General features: G+C 62.9%; 15 protein-coding genes and 1 pseudogene. 11 read left to right on the top strand and 5 right to left on the bottom strand.

Annotated elements, in window-relative coordinates:
- Positions 1–41: 41 nt before the first annotated feature.
- From lpxB to QWB57_RS10635, 4 genes are all read left to right on the top strand, one after another.
- Entirely contained in the window at positions 42–1,178 is a 1,137-nt protein-coding gene (gene lpxB, locus QWB57_RS10620) for a lipid-A-disaccharide synthase (protein ID WP_288969486.1), read from the top strand.
- The gene (gene rnhB, locus QWB57_RS10625) at positions 1,175–1,756 is read left to right on the top strand and encodes a ribonuclease HII (protein ID WP_288969488.1); all 582 of its coding nucleotides are present in this window, start codon (positions 1,175–1,177) and stop codon (positions 1,754–1,756) included. The genes lpxB and rnhB overlap by 4 nt, the downstream gene beginning before the upstream one ends.
- Positions 1,757–1,830: 74 nt before the next feature.
- Positions 1,831–5,400 carry a DNA polymerase III subunit alpha gene (dnaE, locus tag QWB57_RS10630; protein ID WP_223626818.1) on the top strand — a complete coding sequence of 1,190 codons (3,570 nt, stop codon included), beginning with the start codon at positions 1,831–1,833 and terminating at the stop codon, positions 5,398–5,400.
- 45 nt (positions 5,401–5,445) lie between these two features.
- A complete protein-coding gene (locus tag QWB57_RS10635) occupies positions 5,446–6,405 on the top strand; it encodes an acetyl-CoA carboxylase carboxyltransferase subunit alpha (protein ID WP_223626816.1) in 960 nt (319 codons plus the stop codon).
- 43 nt (positions 6,406–6,448) lie between these two features.
- Here the strand turns inward: QWB57_RS10635 and rlmKL are convergent, their stop codons facing one another.
- Together rlmKL and QWB57_RS10645 are read right to left on the bottom strand one after the other, a co-directional pair.
- Entirely contained in the window at positions 6,449–8,578 is a 2,130-nt protein-coding gene (rlmKL, locus tag QWB57_RS10640) for a bifunctional 23S rRNA (guanine(2069)-N(7))-methyltransferase RlmK/23S rRNA (guanine(2445)-N(2))-methyltransferase RlmL (RefSeq protein ID WP_288969490.1), read from the bottom strand.
- Between the two features lie 3 nt (positions 8,579–8,581).
- Positions 8,582–9,106 carry a YqiA/YcfP family alpha/beta fold hydrolase gene (locus QWB57_RS10645; protein WP_288969491.1) on the bottom strand — a complete coding sequence of 175 codons (525 nt, stop codon included), beginning with the start codon at positions 9,104–9,106 and terminating at the stop codon, positions 8,582–8,584.
- Between the two features lie 22 nt (positions 9,107–9,128).
- Between QWB57_RS10645 and QWB57_RS10650 the strand changes: the two genes are divergently transcribed.
- From QWB57_RS10650 to QWB57_RS10660, 3 genes are all read left to right on the top strand, one after another.
- Positions 9,129–9,689 carry an N-acetylmuramoyl-L-alanine amidase gene (locus QWB57_RS10650; protein WP_288969493.1) on the top strand — a complete coding sequence of 187 codons (561 nt, stop codon included), beginning with the start codon at positions 9,129–9,131 and terminating at the stop codon, positions 9,687–9,689.
- A gap of 67 nt (positions 9,690–9,756) precedes the next feature.
- A complete protein-coding gene (tesB, locus tag QWB57_RS10655) occupies positions 9,757–10,632 on the top strand; it encodes an acyl-CoA thioesterase II (RefSeq protein ID WP_288969494.1) in 876 nt (291 codons plus the stop codon).
- Positions 10,629–11,435, top strand: a complete 807-nt coding sequence (locus QWB57_RS10660) for a hypothetical protein (protein WP_223626806.1) — start codon at positions 10,629–10,631, stop codon at positions 11,433–11,435. The genes tesB and QWB57_RS10660 overlap by 4 nt, the downstream gene beginning before the upstream one ends.
- Before the next feature lie 52 nt (positions 11,436–11,487).
- Here the strand turns inward: QWB57_RS10660 and QWB57_RS10665 are convergent, their stop codons facing one another.
- Complete coding sequence (locus QWB57_RS10665; protein ID WP_288969495.1) at positions 11,488–11,994, bottom strand: EF-hand domain-containing protein; 507 nt, start codon at positions 11,992–11,994, stop codon at positions 11,488–11,490.
- A 111-nt stretch (positions 11,995–12,105) separates the two neighbouring features.
- On the opposite strand from QWB57_RS10665, the gene QWB57_RS10670 reads away from it, so the two are divergent.
- The gene (locus QWB57_RS10670) at positions 12,106–12,825 is read left to right on the top strand and encodes an arginyltransferase (protein ID WP_288969496.1); all 720 of its coding nucleotides are present in this window, start codon (positions 12,106–12,108) and stop codon (positions 12,823–12,825) included.
- A gap of 10 nt (positions 12,826–12,835) precedes the next feature.
- On the opposite strand, the gene QWB57_RS10675 is transcribed toward QWB57_RS10670, so the two are convergent.
- Positions 12,836–13,192 (bottom strand): hypothetical protein, encoded by a 357-nt coding sequence (locus QWB57_RS10675; RefSeq protein WP_223626800.1) that lies wholly within the window; start codon positions 13,190–13,192, stop codon positions 12,836–12,838.
- Between the two features lie 20 nt (positions 13,193–13,212).
- Positions 13,213–14,406 carry a formate-dependent phosphoribosylglycinamide formyltransferase gene (purT, locus tag QWB57_RS10680; RefSeq protein ID WP_223626798.1) on the bottom strand — a complete coding sequence of 398 codons (1,194 nt, stop codon included), beginning with the start codon at positions 14,404–14,406 and terminating at the stop codon, positions 13,213–13,215.
- 81 nt (positions 14,407–14,487) lie between these two features.
- On the opposite strand from purT, the gene QWB57_RS10685 reads away from it, so the two are divergent.
- From QWB57_RS10685 to QWB57_RS10695, 3 genes and pseudogenes are all read left to right on the top strand, one after another.
- A complete protein-coding gene (locus tag QWB57_RS10685; RefSeq protein ID WP_288969498.1) occupies positions 14,488–15,411 on the top strand; it encodes a hypothetical protein in 924 nt (307 codons plus the stop codon).
- Positions 15,412–15,525: 114 nt separating this feature from the next.
- Positions 15,526–16,410: an SPFH domain-containing protein gene (locus QWB57_RS10690; RefSeq protein ID WP_288969499.1), complete on the top strand. Its 885-nt coding sequence runs from the start codon at positions 15,526–15,528 to the stop codon at positions 16,408–16,410.
- A 3-nt stretch (positions 16,411–16,413) separates the two neighbouring features.
- Positions 16,414–16,493, top strand: a pseudogene (locus QWB57_RS10695) (Arc family DNA binding domain-containing protein); the annotation flags it as partial.

Below are 16,493 nucleotides of genomic sequence, written 5' to 3' on the forward strand. Positions count from 1 at the left end.
CGCAGACCCCGCAACAGTGCAGCTCTGGCACGAGGTGACTGATGACGCTTCGTATTGCGCTGTGCGCCGGCGAGACCTCCGGCGACCAACTCGGCGAGGGGCTGATCCACGCACTGCGTGCACGCTACCCGGATGCGCAATTTGCCGGGATTGGCGGCCCGTTGATGCGCGCCACGGGGATGCAAACGTGGTGGGATGCCGATGCATTGGCGGTGATGGGTCTGGCCGAAGTATTGGCACATCTGCCGCGCTTGCTGCGCCTGCGCAAACAATTTCGTAAGCGCGTGCTGGCGTGGCAGCCGGATGTCTTCATCGGCATCGACGCGCCCGACTTCAATCTCGGCGTCGAGCGCTGGCTGAAGCAGCGCGGCGTGCGCACCGTGCACGATGTCAGCCCCTCGATTTGGGCGTGGCGACAGGGGCGCGCTGCGAAGATCGGCGAGAGCGCCGACCGCGTGCTGTGTCTGTTCCCGATGGAGCCGCCGATCTACGCGCAGCACGGCGTGGCTGCGCGCTTTATCGGCCACCCACTGGCCGATGCGATCCCGCTGCAACCCGACCGCGCTGCCGCACGCGCTGCGCTAGGCGAATCCAGCGATACGCCGATTCTGGCGCTGCTACCGGGCAGCCGGCTGGGTGAAATCCGTCGCATGCTGCCCGACTTCGTCGATGCCGCGCGCCGCCTTGCCGCAGGCATTCCCGGTCTCCGCGTGCTGGTGCCGGCGGCAAACGCACAGTGCCGTGCCGCCATCGACGCCATCCTCGGCGACGCGCCGGCGTTTCGCGTCATCGACGGCCAGGCGCAGCAGATCATGATCGCCAGCGATGTGGTGTTGCTGGCCTCGGGCACCGCTGCATTGGAAGCGATGCTGTGCAAGCGGCCGATGGTGATTGGCCATCGCATTTCCGCGCTGACGTATCGCATTGTCAAATTGTTCGGCTTATTGAAATCCGCACACGTCAGCTTGCCCAATGTCCTGGCAGGCAAGACGCTGGTGCCGGAGCTATTGCAAGACCAATGCACCGCAGACAATTTGCATCGCGCCTTGCTGCATTGGTTTACCGATGCTGACGCGGTGGCTGCCTTGCAGCCGCAGTTTCTGACCCTGCATGAAAGCTTGCGCTGCGATGCGTCGGCGCGCGCGGCGGAGGCGGTGGCCGAGGTGTTGCAACCATGATCCACATTGCCGGCGTGGATGAGGCCGGGCGTGGCCCGCTGGCAGGGCCGGTGACGGTGGCTGCGGTGATTCTGGATCCAACGCATCCGATTGCTGGCCTGAACGACTCCAAGCAACTGAGCGAACGCAAACGCGAGGCGCTGTATCCGCTGATCCTTGAACGCGCATTGGCATGGCGCATCGAGTTTGTCGAAGCCGACGAGATCGACCGCCTCAACATCCTGCAAGCCACCTTGACCGGTATGCAGCGTGCGTTGGAGGGCCTGGCGATTACACCGCAACACGCATTGATCGACGGCAACCGCATCCCCAACCACTTGCCCTGCCCTGCCACCGCGATCATTGGGGGCGATGCCAGCGAACCGGCGATTTCCGCAGCCTCGATCCTGGCCAAAGTCAGCCGCGACCGCCGCATGCTGGAATTGCATGCGCACTACCCGCACTACGGCTTCGACCGCCACAAGGGCTATCCCAGCGCTGCGCACCGCGCCGCCTTGCTGACGCATGGCCCCTGCCCGGAACATCGGCGCAGCTATGCGCCGGTGCGTGCACTGTTGCAGACACGTGGCCCCGGTTGATGCCGTTGCCGATGTCAAGCCTTGCTCCATCTGCGTCACCGCCCTACCCTGCTACGTCATAACGCGATACCGCGATGCCCGCCCAATTCGTCCACCTGCACCTGCACACCGAATTCTCGCTTGTGGATTCCACCATCCGCGTGCCCGAGAAGCCGGACTATGCGCGCCCGGAAAAAGCCGGTGACCGCCCGAACCTGCTCAGCCGCGCAGTGGAACTGCAATTACCGGCACTGGCGATCACCGACCGCAACAACCTGTTTGCGCTGGTCAAGTTCTACAAAGCCGCCGAGAGTGTGGGCATCAAACCCATTGCTGGCGCCGATGTATTGATTGCCGACGGCGGCGATGCGCCATCGCTACTGACCTTGCTGTGCCGCGACCACAGCGGCTACCTGAGTTTGTCGCGCTTGCTGAGCCGTGCCTGGCTGGAAGGCCAGCGCGGCGATTGCGTGGCGATCAATCCGGAGTGGCTGCGCGATGACCACGCCGGCTTGTTCGCCATTGCCGGCCGGCAAAGTCTGGCCGGGCGCATGGCGGTGGCCAACCGGCATGACATCGCTGAAGCGCAATTGGCAGAATGGCGACGCGTGTTCGGCGCGGATCTGCATCTGGAGCTGACCCGCACCGGCCGCGACGGCGAAGATGCGTTCAACCAATTTGCACTGCATGCCTCCGGCACACTTGGTTTGCCGTTGATCGCCAGCAATGATGTGCGCTTTCTGGATGCCGCCGGGTTTGATGCGCATGAAGCACGCGTGTGCATCTCCACCGGCCGCGTGCTGGACGATGCGCGCCGCCCGCGTGATTACAGCGCGCAGCAATACCTGCGCTCCACCGATGAGATGGTGGCGCTGTTTGCCGATGTCCCCGACGCGCTGGACAACACCGTGGCGCTGGCGCAGCGCTGCAATATGCAACTCAAACTGGGCACTTACTTCCTGCCCGCCTATCCAGTGCCTGCGGATGAAACACTGGACAGTTGGATTCGCAGTGAATCACGACGCGGGCTTGCGGCGCGGCTTGAAAAAAATCCGATAGCACCCGGCAAGACCCGTGAGGACTACGAGGCGCGGTTGGAATTCGAGCTGGATACCATCATCAAGATGGGCTTCCCCGGCTACTTCCTGATCGTGGCCGACTTCATCCAGTGGGGCAAAAACCAAGGTATCCCGATTGGCCCCGGCCGCGGCTCCGGCGCCGGCTCGCTGGTGGCGTGGGCGCTGCAGATCACCGACCTCGACCCGTTGCCGTACAACCTGCTGTTCGAGCGCTTCCTCAACCCGGAACGCGTGTCGATGCCCGACTTCGACATCGACTTCTGCATGGACCGGCGCGACGAGGTCATCGACTACGTCGCGCGCAAATACGGCCGCGACCGCGTTTCGCAAATCATCACTTATGGCACGATGGCGGCCAAGGCCGTGCTGCGCGATACCGGCCGCGTGCTCGGGTACGGCTACGGCATGGTGGACGGCATCGCCAAGCTGATCCCCAACATCCTCGGCATCTCGCTGAAGGACGCGATGGGTCAGGGCAAGGGCGGGATGGATGGCGAGATGGCCTCACCCGAGCTGATCCAGCGCTATGAAAGTGAAGACGACGTCCGCGACCTCATCGACCTTGCCTTGCAGCTGGAAGATTTGACCCGTAATGCCGGCAAACATGCCGGTGGCGTGGTGATCGCGCCCAGCCCGCTGTCCGATTTCAGCCCGCTGTATGCCGAACACGACCACGGCCTGCTGGGCAAAAACCCCGTCACACAGTTCGACAAGGACGACGTGGAAGCGGTGGGCCTGGTGAAGTTCGACTTCCTGGGCCTGCGCACGCTGACCATCATTGATTGGGCGGTGAAGGCGATCAATATTCGCCGCGCCCAGGAAGGCCAAGCACCACTTGATATCAGCAGCATTCCGCTGGACGACGCCAGCGTGTTCCGCGACATCTTCGCCAACGGCAATACCGGCTCGGTGTTCCAGTTTGAATCGGCCGGCATGCGTCGCGCACTGAAAGACGCCAAACCCGACCGCTTCGAGGATCTGATCGCACTGAACGCGCTGTACCGCCCTGGCCCGATGGAGATGATCCCCTCGTTCGTGGCGCGCAAACACGGCACCGAGACCTTCGACTACCCCGACCCGCGCACCAAAGCCATGCTGCAAGAGACCTACGGCATCATGGTCTATCAGGAGCAGGTCATGCAGATGGCGCAGATCGTCGGCGGCTACTCGCTGGGCGGTGCCGACCTGCTGCGCCGCGCGATGGGCAAGAAAGTGCCGGCCGAAATGGCCAAGCACCGCGAGATCTTCCGCGAAGGTGCCGCCAAGGGCGCGGTCAGCGCGGCCAAGGCCGACGAAATTTTCGACTTGATGGAGAAGTTCGCCGGCTACGGTTTCAACAAATCGCACGCCGCCGCCTATTCGCTGGTGGCCTACCAGACCGCGTGGCTGAAGAAGCACTACCCGGCCGAATTCATGGCCGCCACGCTTTCCTCGGACATGGACAAGACCGATAAAGTAGTGGCCTTTCTGGAGGAAGCCCGCGGGCTGAAGCTGACCGTGTTGCCGCCAGACGTGAACACCTCCGGCTATATGTTCAAGGCCACCACACCCGACACGATTCGCTATGGTCTGGGCGCAGTCAAAGGTGTCGGACAAGGCGTATGCGAAGCCATTGAAGCCGCACGTGATAGCGGCGGCGCCTTCCGCGACTTGCTGGACTTCTGCCAACGCGTGTCCGCCGGGGGCATGAACAAGCGCACGCAGGAAGCCTTGATCCATGCTGGCGCACTGGATGCGTTGGCGAAGAACCGCGCCTCGCTGATGCTGCAATTGCCCGAGGCCATGCGGGCCACCGAACAGATGACCAAGAACCGCGATGCCGGCATGTTCGATATGTTCGGCTGTGGCGGCAGCAGTGACATCCGGATCGAACTGCCAGATACCGACGAGTGGCCGCTGGCGCAACTCCTGCAGGGCGAACACGACACGCTGGGGCATTACCTCAGCGGGCACCCGATGGATCCGTACCGCGAGGATGTGCAAAAACTCGTGGGCCATGACCTGTCGGCCTTGGCCAGCATCTGGGAAAGCGGCTCTCGCAACCATCGCCCGCAGGAAGGCCGCAGTTGGCGCCCGCTGGTGCAAACCGTGGTCGCAGGGCAAGTGCTGGGCATGCGCAAACGCGGCGATTCGCAGGCGTTCGTGCAACTGGATGACGGCCGCGGCCAGATTGAATGCGGCTTCTTCGGCGACACATGGCAGGAATTCGCGCCACTACTGACCCGCGACCGTCTGCTTGTGATCGAAGGCGGCCTGCGTGAGGACGAATTCAATGGTGGCTATTCGCTGCGTGCAGAACGCTGCTGGGACTTCACCCAGATCTGCAACCAGCAGGCGCAGCGTATCGCCATCCGCCTCGACCTGCGTCATCCCGATGCGCTGGCTTGTTTCGAAGACATCCTAAAATCACACGCCGGGACAACCCCGGTGCTGCTGGAGGTCATCACCGCCGCCGGCATCGGCCGCCTCACCTTGAATGGTGGGCGTGGCCTGCGCGTGGATGCCCAGCTGCCAAGCCTGCTGCGCAGCCTGCCGGGGATTGGCACGGTCAACGTGCAACTGGCAAGGCCGTGGGCCAACAGCTAGCCATACGATTCGGTATGGGCGGCGGTCTGGGCTAAACTTGCACGAATGAACCCGAACTATCTCGACTTCGAACAGCCCATCGCGGATCTGGAAACCAAAATCCAGGAGCTGCGACAAGCCAGCAATGGCCCGGCGCTGAACATCGACAAGGAAGTGCATGCGCTGCAGGAAAAACTGCGCAAGCGCACCGCGGCCATTTTCCGCGACCTCACCCCATGGCAGGTCTCGCAGCTCTCGCGCCACCCGCAGCGCCCGTACACGCTGGATTACCTGCGGGTGATCTGCGATGAATTCCAGGAGCTGGCCGGCGACCGCGCATTTGCCGATGACAATGCGATTGTGGGGGGGCTGGCCCGCATCGACGGCCGCCCGGTGATGGTGATCGGCCACGAAAAAGGCCGCGACACCAAGAGCAAGCTCAAGCGCAATTTCGGCATGCCCAAGCCCGAGGGCTACCGCAAGGCACTGCGCCTGATGCAGATAGCTGAGCGCTTTGGCCTGCCGATTCTGACCTTCATCGACACCATGGGCGCGTGGCCCGGCATCGATGCCGAAGAACGCGGCCAGTCCGAGGCCATCGCCCGCAATCTGCTGGAAATGGCCGAACTGCGCGTACCGATCATCTGCAGCGTGATTGGCGAAGGCGGCAGCGGCGGCGCGCTGGCCATCGGCGTGGGCGACTGCACCATCATGCTCGAGTACAGCACCTATTCGGTGATCACCCCGGAAGGCTGCGCCTCGATCCTGTGGCGCGACGCCGGCAAAGCCAAGGATGCCGCCGAGCAACTGGGCATGACCGCCAAGCGCTTGAAGAGTTTGGGCCTGATCGACAAAGTCATGCGCGAACCCGCCGGCGGCGCGCACCGCAACCCGGTGCAGATGGCCAAGCGCCTGAAAGCGGTGCTGCTGAATGAATTGGATCGCCTGGAAGCACTGCCCATTGAAGACCTGCTGCAACGCCGCTACCAGCGCCTGCGTGGCTATGGTGCCTACGAAGCGCACTAAGTCACCGGTAACCCGCCAATGAAGGACAACGCGGTGGGCTGACTCAGCGCACCGTCAACCGCCATGCACGGTGAATGCGGGCATTGCGGGCAAAGTCTTGCGGGATGGTAGCGGCGCTGATGTCCTCGATCCGTGCGAACTCGCCCAAGGCGGCTTCATCCAGCTTGAAGCGGCGGAAGTTGTTAGAAAAATACAACACGCCACCGGGCGCCAACCGCGCCACCGCGGCGCGCAACAGGCGCACGTGGTCGCGCTGCACATCGAAGTCGTCGGCGCGCTTGGAGTTGGAAAAGGTGGGCGGGTCACAGAAGATCACGTCGTAGTGGCCGCTATCGGCTTCCAACCATTTCAGCGCATCGGCCTGGGTGATGCGGTGCCGAGTGCCGCCCATGCCGTTTTCACGCAGGTTGTCGGCCAACCATTCCAGATAGGTTGCCGACAAATCCACGCTGGTGGTCTGTAGCGCACCTTGCACTGCCGCTTGTACCGTGGCCACGCCGGTGTAGCAAAACAGGTTGAGGAAATGCTTGCCGCGTGCTTCCTGCGCCATCCGCGCACGCAGCGGGCGATGATCCAGAAACAGGCCGGTATCCAGATAGTCGAACAGATTGACCTGCAGCTTCGCCGCGCCTTCTTCCACAATCAGAAATTCGCCACGGTGATCGAAGTGGCCATATTTCGAGCCGCCTTTGCCGGTGCTGCGGGTTTTCACCGCCACCCGCTCCTTGGGTAGTCCAAACACCTCGCGCACCGCCAACAGCAAATCAGTCAAGCGCTTGCGGGTGGTGGCCTCCGGGATTTCAGCCGGCGCGGCGTATTCCTGCACGTGCAGCCAGATGTCATCGTTGATGGTGGTGTACACATCGACCGCGCACGCATACTCGGGGATATCGGCATCGTAGGCGCGATAGCAGCTCACTTGTGCTTGCTGCCGCCAACGTGCGAGTTTGTCCAGATTCTTGCGCAGCCGATTGGCCACCATCTGCGCACCTTCCGGTAACGCACGCGGCGCGCTGTTTTCGCGCTGCACTGGCGCGATCAGATCCACCGCGATCAAGCTGCATTCGATCGGGCCATTGAACAATTGATAACTCTTCTTCGCCCGCAGGCCGGTGGCACGCGCCAGTTCGGCATCCCCGCACAGCAACGCTGCACGCCACTGCGGTGTGGCGCGCTTGAGGGCATCACCCAGCGCGCGATACAGGGCGGGATCGGCCGCCAGTCGTGCGTCATACGGCGGATTGCACACCACTACACCCAGCGGGTTTTGCTGCACGGGCAAATCCGCAACATCGCGCACCGCAAAGGTGATGGCATCATCCACACCCGCGTACTGCGCGTTTTCACGGGCGGCGCGGATGGCATGCGGGTCAAGATCACTGCCGGAAAAACACGGGCGCAACGTGGCCAAGCCGCGTGCCTCACGCGCCAGCGCATCCACCCGCAAGCCAGTCCAGGCATCCACATCGAAGCCCGGCCAGCGCGTGGGTGGGCGGGCGTCGTGCCGACGCAAGCCTGGTGCCACGTCGGCCGCCAGCAACGCACCCTCAATCAATAACGTGCCGCTGCCGCACATCGGATCCAGCAGGTCGCCACCTTCGGCATATGCCTGCGACCATTTGCCGCGCAGCAGTACCGCCGCCGCCACGGTTTCTTTCAGCGGCGCTTCGCCTTGCACCTTGCGCCAACCGCGCCGGTGCATCGGCCCACCCGACAAATCAATCGACAGCAGCGCACGGCCCTTGCGCAGCACCAGGCTGATACGCACATCGGGGGCGTCCACATCCACATCCGGACGCTGCCCGGTCTTGCCGCGCAAGCTATCGACGATGGCATCCTTGACCCGCTGTGCGGCATAGCGCGCATGGGTAATGACCTCGCCGGAGACGTGCGCATCAATCGCGATGCTGTGTCCCGGCCCGATGTGCTGCGTCCAATCCAGCGCACCGGCACCGGCGTACAACGCGTGCTCGTCGGCGCACTCGAACTCGGCAATCGGCCACAAGATGCGGCTGGCCAGGCGCGACCATAGTACCGCCCGCTGCGCATCCAACAAGCTGCCTTCCACATTGGCTCCCGCCATGGTGGCGGTAGCACGCGCACAGCCCAGTGCCAGCAATTCATCGGCCAGCAGATATTCCAGGCCTTTACCGCAGGATGCAAAAAATTTCATGCGTTACAGCGCCCCCAACAATGCCGCAAACGCCTCGGCGCTGACCTGCACATGATCACTCAAGCGATGGCCGTCATTCACCAGCAGCAGGCGCGCACTGCGCGGCGCAGCCCAGTCCACGACGTGTTGCGCCGGGATCAATTCATCGTGCCAGCCATGCAGGATGGACGTGGGCACATGGGCTGCCGGCATCGGCGGCGCGCCTTGCATCACCACCGGTGGCGCCATGAAAAACAACCCGGCCACCGGCATTTGCTGTGCCACATGGGCGCTGATGTAAGCCCCCAAGCTTGACCCCGCCAAGACCAGCGGGCCGCGTTGTGCTGCCGCCTGTGCCAACGCTAGCAGGCGTGCGATACGGGCGGGCACATCGCCCAACGGCGTCACCTCGCGCTTGCTGTCAAGGTCGGTGTAATCCGGGCGCTCATGGCTCCAGCCGAGGCGCTGCGCGGCTTCGGCCAGTGCGGTCACCTTGGTGGCATCGGGGCCGCTTTCGAAGCCGTGCGAGAGTATGCAGTGTCCTTTCATGGGTGAATGCTAGCATCGGCACATGTATTCCTTCGCCATCCACCCGCTGCCACTGCCGTATGTGCTGTCTTTGGATGCACGCCCGCTGAACGCCATCGACAGTGTGGTCATCCACTGCACCGAGCTGCCGGATATGGCGACCGCACGCGAGTACGGCGAGCGCGTGCTGTACCCCTCCGGTACCGGCAACAGTGGGCATTACTACATCGACCACGATGGCCGGATCGAAGAATATGTGCCGCCCTCGCGCGTGGCGCACCACACCCATGGCTGGAATGCGCGCAGTATCGGGATCGAACTGGCCAACCGCGGGCGCTTTCCGGATTGGCTGGACTCCCGCCACCAGGCGATGGACGCGCCTTATCCCGATGTGCAGATCGAAGCCCTGATTGCGCTGCTGCAATGGCTGGGCGGGCAAGTTCCCACGCTCATCCAGATCGCAGGGCACGAGGATCTGGACCAGGCCGAAGTGCCTGCCAGCGATGACCCGTCGATCATGGTGCGCCGCAAGCTTGACCCGGGGCCGCAGTTTCCCTGGCCTGCGGTGCTGGCGGCGGTAGCACTGCGGCGCGCTCGCTGCTGAACACCACCCCCACCCAATCGGCCCCCTGAAAGGAAGGGCCATGCAGCAACTCCGTATAATCAGCGGGATGAATGCGCCCGTCTCTGAACTGATTGAGCTGCTCTCGCTGGAGCAGCTGGAAGACAACCTGTTTCGCGGCCAAAGCCGTGATATCGGCACCAAGTACGTGTTTGGTGGGCAAGTGCTGGGACAGGCACTCTCGGCGGCGCAGGCGACCTTGGACCAACCGCGCAACGCGCATTCACTGCATGCGTATTTTCTGCGCGCCGGCAATATCGAAGCGCCGATCGTGTATGAGGTGGATCGTACCCGTGACGGCGGCAGCTTTTCCGTGCGCCGGGTGACCGCCATCCAGCATGGCAAGGTGATTTTTTTCTGTGCCGCCTCATTCCAGGATGAGGAAATCGGTGGCGAACATCAATTATCCATGCCTGAAGTGCCCCTGCCCGAGGATCTGGAGCCTGCACCGCCACTGTCGGCAGAAGCGCTGGCGCGCCTGCCCACCAAGGTGCAACGCTGGCTGGATCGGCAAGGCCCGTTCGAGTTTCGCCATGTCTACCCGCGCGATGAGCTGAACCCACCCAAGCGCCCGCCGTATCAACAGGTGTGGTTCCGTTTGGTGGAAAAAGTGGGCGATGCTCCCGAGTTGCATCGTGCACTGCTGGCCTACGCCAGCGATTTCCATTTACTCGGTACTGCCACCTTTCCACATGGCATCAGCTATTACCAACCAAACGTGTTGATGGCATCGCTGGATCATGCCCTGTGGTTCCACCGCCCGTTCCGTGCCGACGAGTGGCTGCTGTATTCCATCGACAGCCCCAGCGCACAAAGTGGGCGCGGCTTGGCGCGGGGACAGGTATACGACCGCAGTGGCCGCTTGGTAGCCAGCACCGCGCAGGAAGGGCTGATCCGTGTATTGGCCAACGGTCAAACTGCGTGAGAAAGGTATTTTCCAGCCAGCGCCTTGAAAACGTGGAAGAGGTCGCCAACCTGCTGCGTGCCGAAGGCATTGCGGTCAAGATCGAAAATGGCCGCAGTTGGAAAGGCCATCGCCGTGGCAACTTCAGCTACGACCAGCGCAAAGCCTCGGTTGTGGTGCCCGCAGTCTGGATCGTGAATGCCGAAGACCAGCCCCGCGGCCGGCAACTGCTGCGTGACATGGGCCTGCTTGAGAGTACCCGCGAAGAGTTACCCAGTTTTCTGCCCAGCGCGCGTCACGCTGCCACCACCTCTGGTTTCTGGAGTGGCAAGCGTGTACGTCAAGGCTTGCTGGTGTTGCTGATCGCCGGGATTGGCCTGATCACCTACACCGTGCGCAAACAAGCGCCAGCACCCAGCGTTGCCCCCCCGCCAACGGCGCGGAGCATGGCAAAGACTCCGCCGCCCCCGATTCCGGAAACGATTACCGAATTGGCCGTGCACCGCGTCGATGTGCCCACCGCACTGGCGCATTTATTGCTGGATGAAGCCGTGCGCAACCGCAAACCCCGGCACGCCTGCCTGGAAGTGGATGGCAAGGATCCTTCGCCAGTACTGCTGCAAGCCTTGTCCGACATTCGCGGTAGCCAGCTCTACCCGGCATCCATCTGCCCGGCCACCGGTGGTTTTGTGATCGCCGTGCACGACTACATGACCGATGGCAGCGGCAGTGGCACGGTGCAACTGGATCTGGACGTGGAAGATTCGCAATTGGTCGATGTCGAGCGCAACGGCACGGCCTGGCGCGTCGTGCGCAGGCACTGACGCAACAAAATCACACGGCCCGCACTGGGCGGGCCGTGGTGGTGCACGTGGACTATTTCTTTACCGGCGCTACCGGAGCAGCAGGCGGTGCCGGCGGTGCAGGTGGCGGCATATGCCCACGGCCCCCATGGCCCATCCCGCAGACCTCGCCCATTTTAGTGAACTCATCGCGGCTCAACTGGCCATCGTGATTGGTGTCGGCTTTGTCGAAACATGCGGCACGCCGGGCCTGCATATCTTCGGGGTCTTTGTAGCCGCTATGCATGCGATCACCTGAAGCGGCGCGACTCTTACGCCATGCGGCCAGCTCATCCTGGCTCAGTTTGCCGTCCTTGTTGGTGTCGATCTGATCAAAACTGGCGGCAAGGCGCGGGAACTTCGCCGCCTCGTCCTTGCTGATCGCGCCATCGCCATTGGCGTCCATGCGCTGCATCGGCTTGGCTTGCATCGGCTTGGCTTGCGCCGGCTGCGATGCCGACGGACTGGCAGACTGCGCCAAGGCACACGCGGAGGCCAAACCGGCAGACACCGCCAGGGTCAACAGCAGTAACTTCTTCATCGTGCGTTCTCCTCCCGGTACCGTCCGGGCTTGTCATCGAAAACGCATCACCTCACCCACGGTTGACCGCCAACCCTGCCCACACATGAACGACGGCGCTATGCTGGCAACATGCGCAACGACGCCGACAACCTGCGCCTGTTCCACAGCGCCCCACACCCTTGCGGCTATTGGCCAGAGCGGGAAGCACGCGATTTGGTGCTGGATCCGCGCGACCCGCGTCTGTCTGGCTATTATCCCATGGCGCTGGAATGGGGCTTTCGGCGCAGCGGCGACATCGTGTATCGCCCCAGCTGCGGCAGTTGCCGTGCCTGTGTGCCGGTGCGCATTCCAGTCGCCACGTTTTGCCCGGATCGCAGCCAGCGCCGCTGTTTGGCACGCAATGTCGATGTGGATGCGCACATTGTCGCGCCGTCCAGTCATGCCGAATATCTGGATCTGTACCAGCGCTATCTGGGTGCACGCCATCGCGGTGGCGGCATGGACGACCACGGCGCGCACGAGTTCGAACAATTCCTGATCGGCAGCTGGAATGACGGGCGCTTTTTGGAGCTTCGCCAGCGCAACACCCATCGCTTGCTGGCGGTGGCGGTCAGCGATGTGCTGCCGGATGCGGTATCGGCGGTCTATACCTTCTTCGATCCGGATGAAGCTGCACGCGGTTTGGGGACGCTGGGTGTGCTCAAACAACTCGAATGGGCGCAGCGTGACGCCCGCGCACATCTGTATCTGGGCTATTGGATCGCCGGCCATCCGAAGATGGCCTACAAACGCCGCTTCCAGCCGCTGGAAGCCTTCGATGGGCGCGGCTGGGGACCCTTGCCCGCCTGACGCTGCCCACTTAACCCTGCACGGATATTGCCGCCGTGTTGGCGCTGGCCGTTGGCGGCAACCCAGGCTCAACGGATGGTGTTGGCTTGCGGTTGTAGAACCCGAAATCCGGGCCGCCCGATTCACTATGCGCAGACACAATCATCCGCACCATATTTCCGGGCACCATCAGTTCAAGTTCAATCACGCGCCCGTCCGGGCTACGGCCTTCCAGCATCATCTCGATAAACGCACCGCCGGTATCCACTTCCTTGCACGGCACAAACGGGCCGGCCGGGCCGGTTTGCAAATACGGCTTGACCGCATCGCCCAACGCCTCCAACGCTTGTGGAAACAAGAACACGGCATAGCCAGACGATTCGCTCATGGTGGACTCCTCACTCAGATTCAAGACTCGGATTCAAGGTGGATGACAAGCGCGGCGGCGGCATCGCGGGCGGTGGCGCGGGCCGCGTCAATGTTGTCGCCGCGCGCCAAAGTCACCGCAACCCGCCGATGCCCGGCCACACGCGGCTTGCCGAACAAACGTACTTGTGTGTCGGGCTGCATCAAGGCAGCGTCCACATGATCAAACACCGGCACGCCCTGCCCATGCGCCAACACCGCGCACGAGGCCGATGGCCCCAACTGGCGAATGTGCGGAATCGGCAGGCCCAAAATCGCGCGCGCATGCAGCGCAAATTCGGACAGGTCTTGCGAGGCCAGCGTCACCAGCCCGGTGTCATGCGGGCGCGGACTGACTTCGCTGAACCACACCGCATCGCCTTTGATGAAAAACTCCATGCCGAACACACCCCAGCCGCCCAGATTGTCGGCCACCGCGCGGGCGATGTCTTGTGCACGTTGCAGCGCCAGCGCCGACATCGGCTGTGGTTGCCAGCTTTCGCGGTAATCGCCGTCTTCCTGCAAATGGCCAATCGGTGCGCAAAAACAGGTCCCGCCAGCATGGCGCACGGTCAGTAGGGTGACTTCGTAATCGAAATCGACAAAGCCCTCCACGATCACGCGCCCCGCGCCAGTACGCCCACCCGTTTGCGCATAATCCCATGCGGCGTCGATGTCGGCCTGTGTGCGCAGCAACGATTGCCCATGCCCCGAAGACGACATCACCGGCTTGACCACGCAGGGCAGGCCAATGGCGGCTACCGCTGCGCGGTAATCGTCTGGCGTGTCCACAAACCGGTACGACGACGTCGGCAGCCCCAGCGTCTCCGCAGCGAGACGACGAATGCCCTCGCGGTCCATCGTCAACTGCGCAGCGCGCGCGGTGGGGATGACCCGCAGCGCACCCTGCGCCTCCAATGCAATCAGCACGTGGGTGTTGATCGCCTCGATTTCGGGCACCACGATATGCGGCTGCTCCAGCGCGATCAGCGCGCGCACGGCGTCACCATCCAACATATCCAACACATGACTGCGATGCGCCACCTGCATCGCCGGCGCATTGGCGTAGCGATCGGCGGCAATCACTTCCACCCCGAAACGCTGCAACTCGATCGCCACTTCCTTGCCCAGCTCGCCCGAGCCCAGCAACAGTACACGGGTAGCCTGTGGCGACAGGGGGGTACCAATTCGGGTCATCGGCAAAACTCGATCACTGGAATCGCGATTCTAAAGGCAGCAGACTCAGCCAGCGCGCTGGGCTATGCGATCCTTGCACCCATGCCTCGTTTTTTTGCCATCCGCCGTGCGCTGCCACTGACGTGCCTGGCCACGCTGCTGGTTTGCATCGCCGCCTGTTCGGCCCCTTCGCTGCCGTTTGCGCGGCTGGCTGGATTGATCACCCACCGCGAGCTGGACGAAATCAGTGGCTTAGCGGCCTCGCATGTGCACGAGGATGTGCTGTGGGTGCACAACGACAGTGGCAACCCGGCGCGGCTGTATGCCATCAGCACCCGTGGCCGGCTGCTGGCACGCTTTGATGTGGTGGGCGCCAAGAACATCGACTGGGAAGACATCGCCAGTTTCAATTTGAACGGCAAGCACTACCTGCTGCTGGCCGATACCGGCGACAACGGCGGACAGCGGCGTGACTTTGCGTTGCACGTAATTGAAGAACCCGCGCAACTGACCAGCGGCGTTGTGCGGCCAGCATGGAGCATCCGCGCGCATTGGCCGGATGGCCCGCGCGATTGCGAAGCGGTCGCCGTGGATGCCGCCACCGGGCAAGTGCTGTTGATATCGAAAAAGCGCTTCCCTCCGGAATTGTTTTCACTGCCGCTGAGCAACCCGCATGGGCAGGTGCAAGAGGCGCGCCGCATTGGCCGGCTGGAAGGTGTGCCGCAAGTCAGCGCGGCGATGCGGGACAAGGATCCCGCGCTGGCCGCGCTGTTTTCGCAAGTGACTGCCGCCGACATGTCGCCCGACCGCAAAACGCTGGCGGTGCTGACCTATGGCAGCGTGCTGTTTTACCGTCGCCAGGAGGGCGAGACCTGGGCCGATGCCGTCTCCCACCCGCCCGAAACCCATGATGTGCCCTGGATCCCGCAAGCCGAAGCACTGGGCTGGAGCGCCGGTGGGGCCGGCCTGTATGCCAGCGGGGAATCACGCCCGGCACCCCTGTATTACCTCGTTCCGCAGCAATAGCTGCCGCATCCGATCAGGCAGGCAGCCTACCGTTCGTCGGACGACGCTTGCATTGATTGATATCATTTTGATATCAATATGCCGAAGCCCAGACGGGCGTATGCGAGCCTTGCCATGAAAGAAAACCCGCTGTCCTCCCTCCCCGGCATTCCCTTTTTGCTGGCGATGCTGCTGCTCGCCGCTGCCGGCATCTGGTTGCTGATCACCGGCATCGGCCCCGATGCCAATGCCGCAGGCCCAGCCTCCATCGGTAGCGTGTTCAGCGGCATCGGCATGGCTGTATTGGCCGGGTTCAGCCTGACCGGCCTGTACATGGTGCAGCCCAACCAAGCCGCCGTGCTCAGCTTGTTCGGCAAATACGTGGGCACCGTCAAACACGACGGCCTGCGTTGGAACAACCCGTTTTATGCGAAGAAAAAAATCTCGCTGCGGGTGCGCAACTTCGAGTCAGGCAAGCTCAAGGTCAACGAGCTCGACGGCAGCCCGATTGAAATTGCCGCCGTGATTGTCTGGCAAGTGCAAGACAGTGCCGAGGCGGTTTACAACGTGGATGACTACGAAAGTTTCGTGCACATCCAGTCCGAATCGGCGCTGCGCACGATGGCCACCAGCTACCCGTACGACCAGCACGAGGATGGCCAGATTGCGCTGCGCAGTCATGCCACGGAAGTCTCGCAGCATTTGCGTGATGAACTTTCCGAACGCCTGGCCGATGCCGGTGTACAAGTGATCGACGCCCGCATCAGCCACCTCGCCTACGCCCCGGAAATTGCCCAAGCGATGCTGCAGCGCCAACAAGCCAACGCGATCATTGCCGCGCGCACGCGGATCGTCGCCGGTGCGGTGGGGATGGTGGAAATGGCGCTGGCCGAGCTGCAAAAAAACGGCGTGGTGCAACTGGACGAAGAACGCAAAGCGGCCATGGTCAGCAACTTACTGGTGGTCTTGTGCGGCGAGCGCAGCACCCAACCGATCGTCAACACCGGTTCGCTGTACTGAGCCATGGCCGAGAAAAAAGCCTACCCGCTGCGTATCAATGCCGACATCCTGGCGGCCGCGCAGCGCTGGGCCGATGACGAACT

This window comes from uncultured Thermomonas sp. (genome assembly GCF_937872235.1).
Lineage (GTDB): Bacteria > Pseudomonadota > Gammaproteobacteria > Xanthomonadales > Xanthomonadaceae > Thermomonas > Thermomonas beijingensis.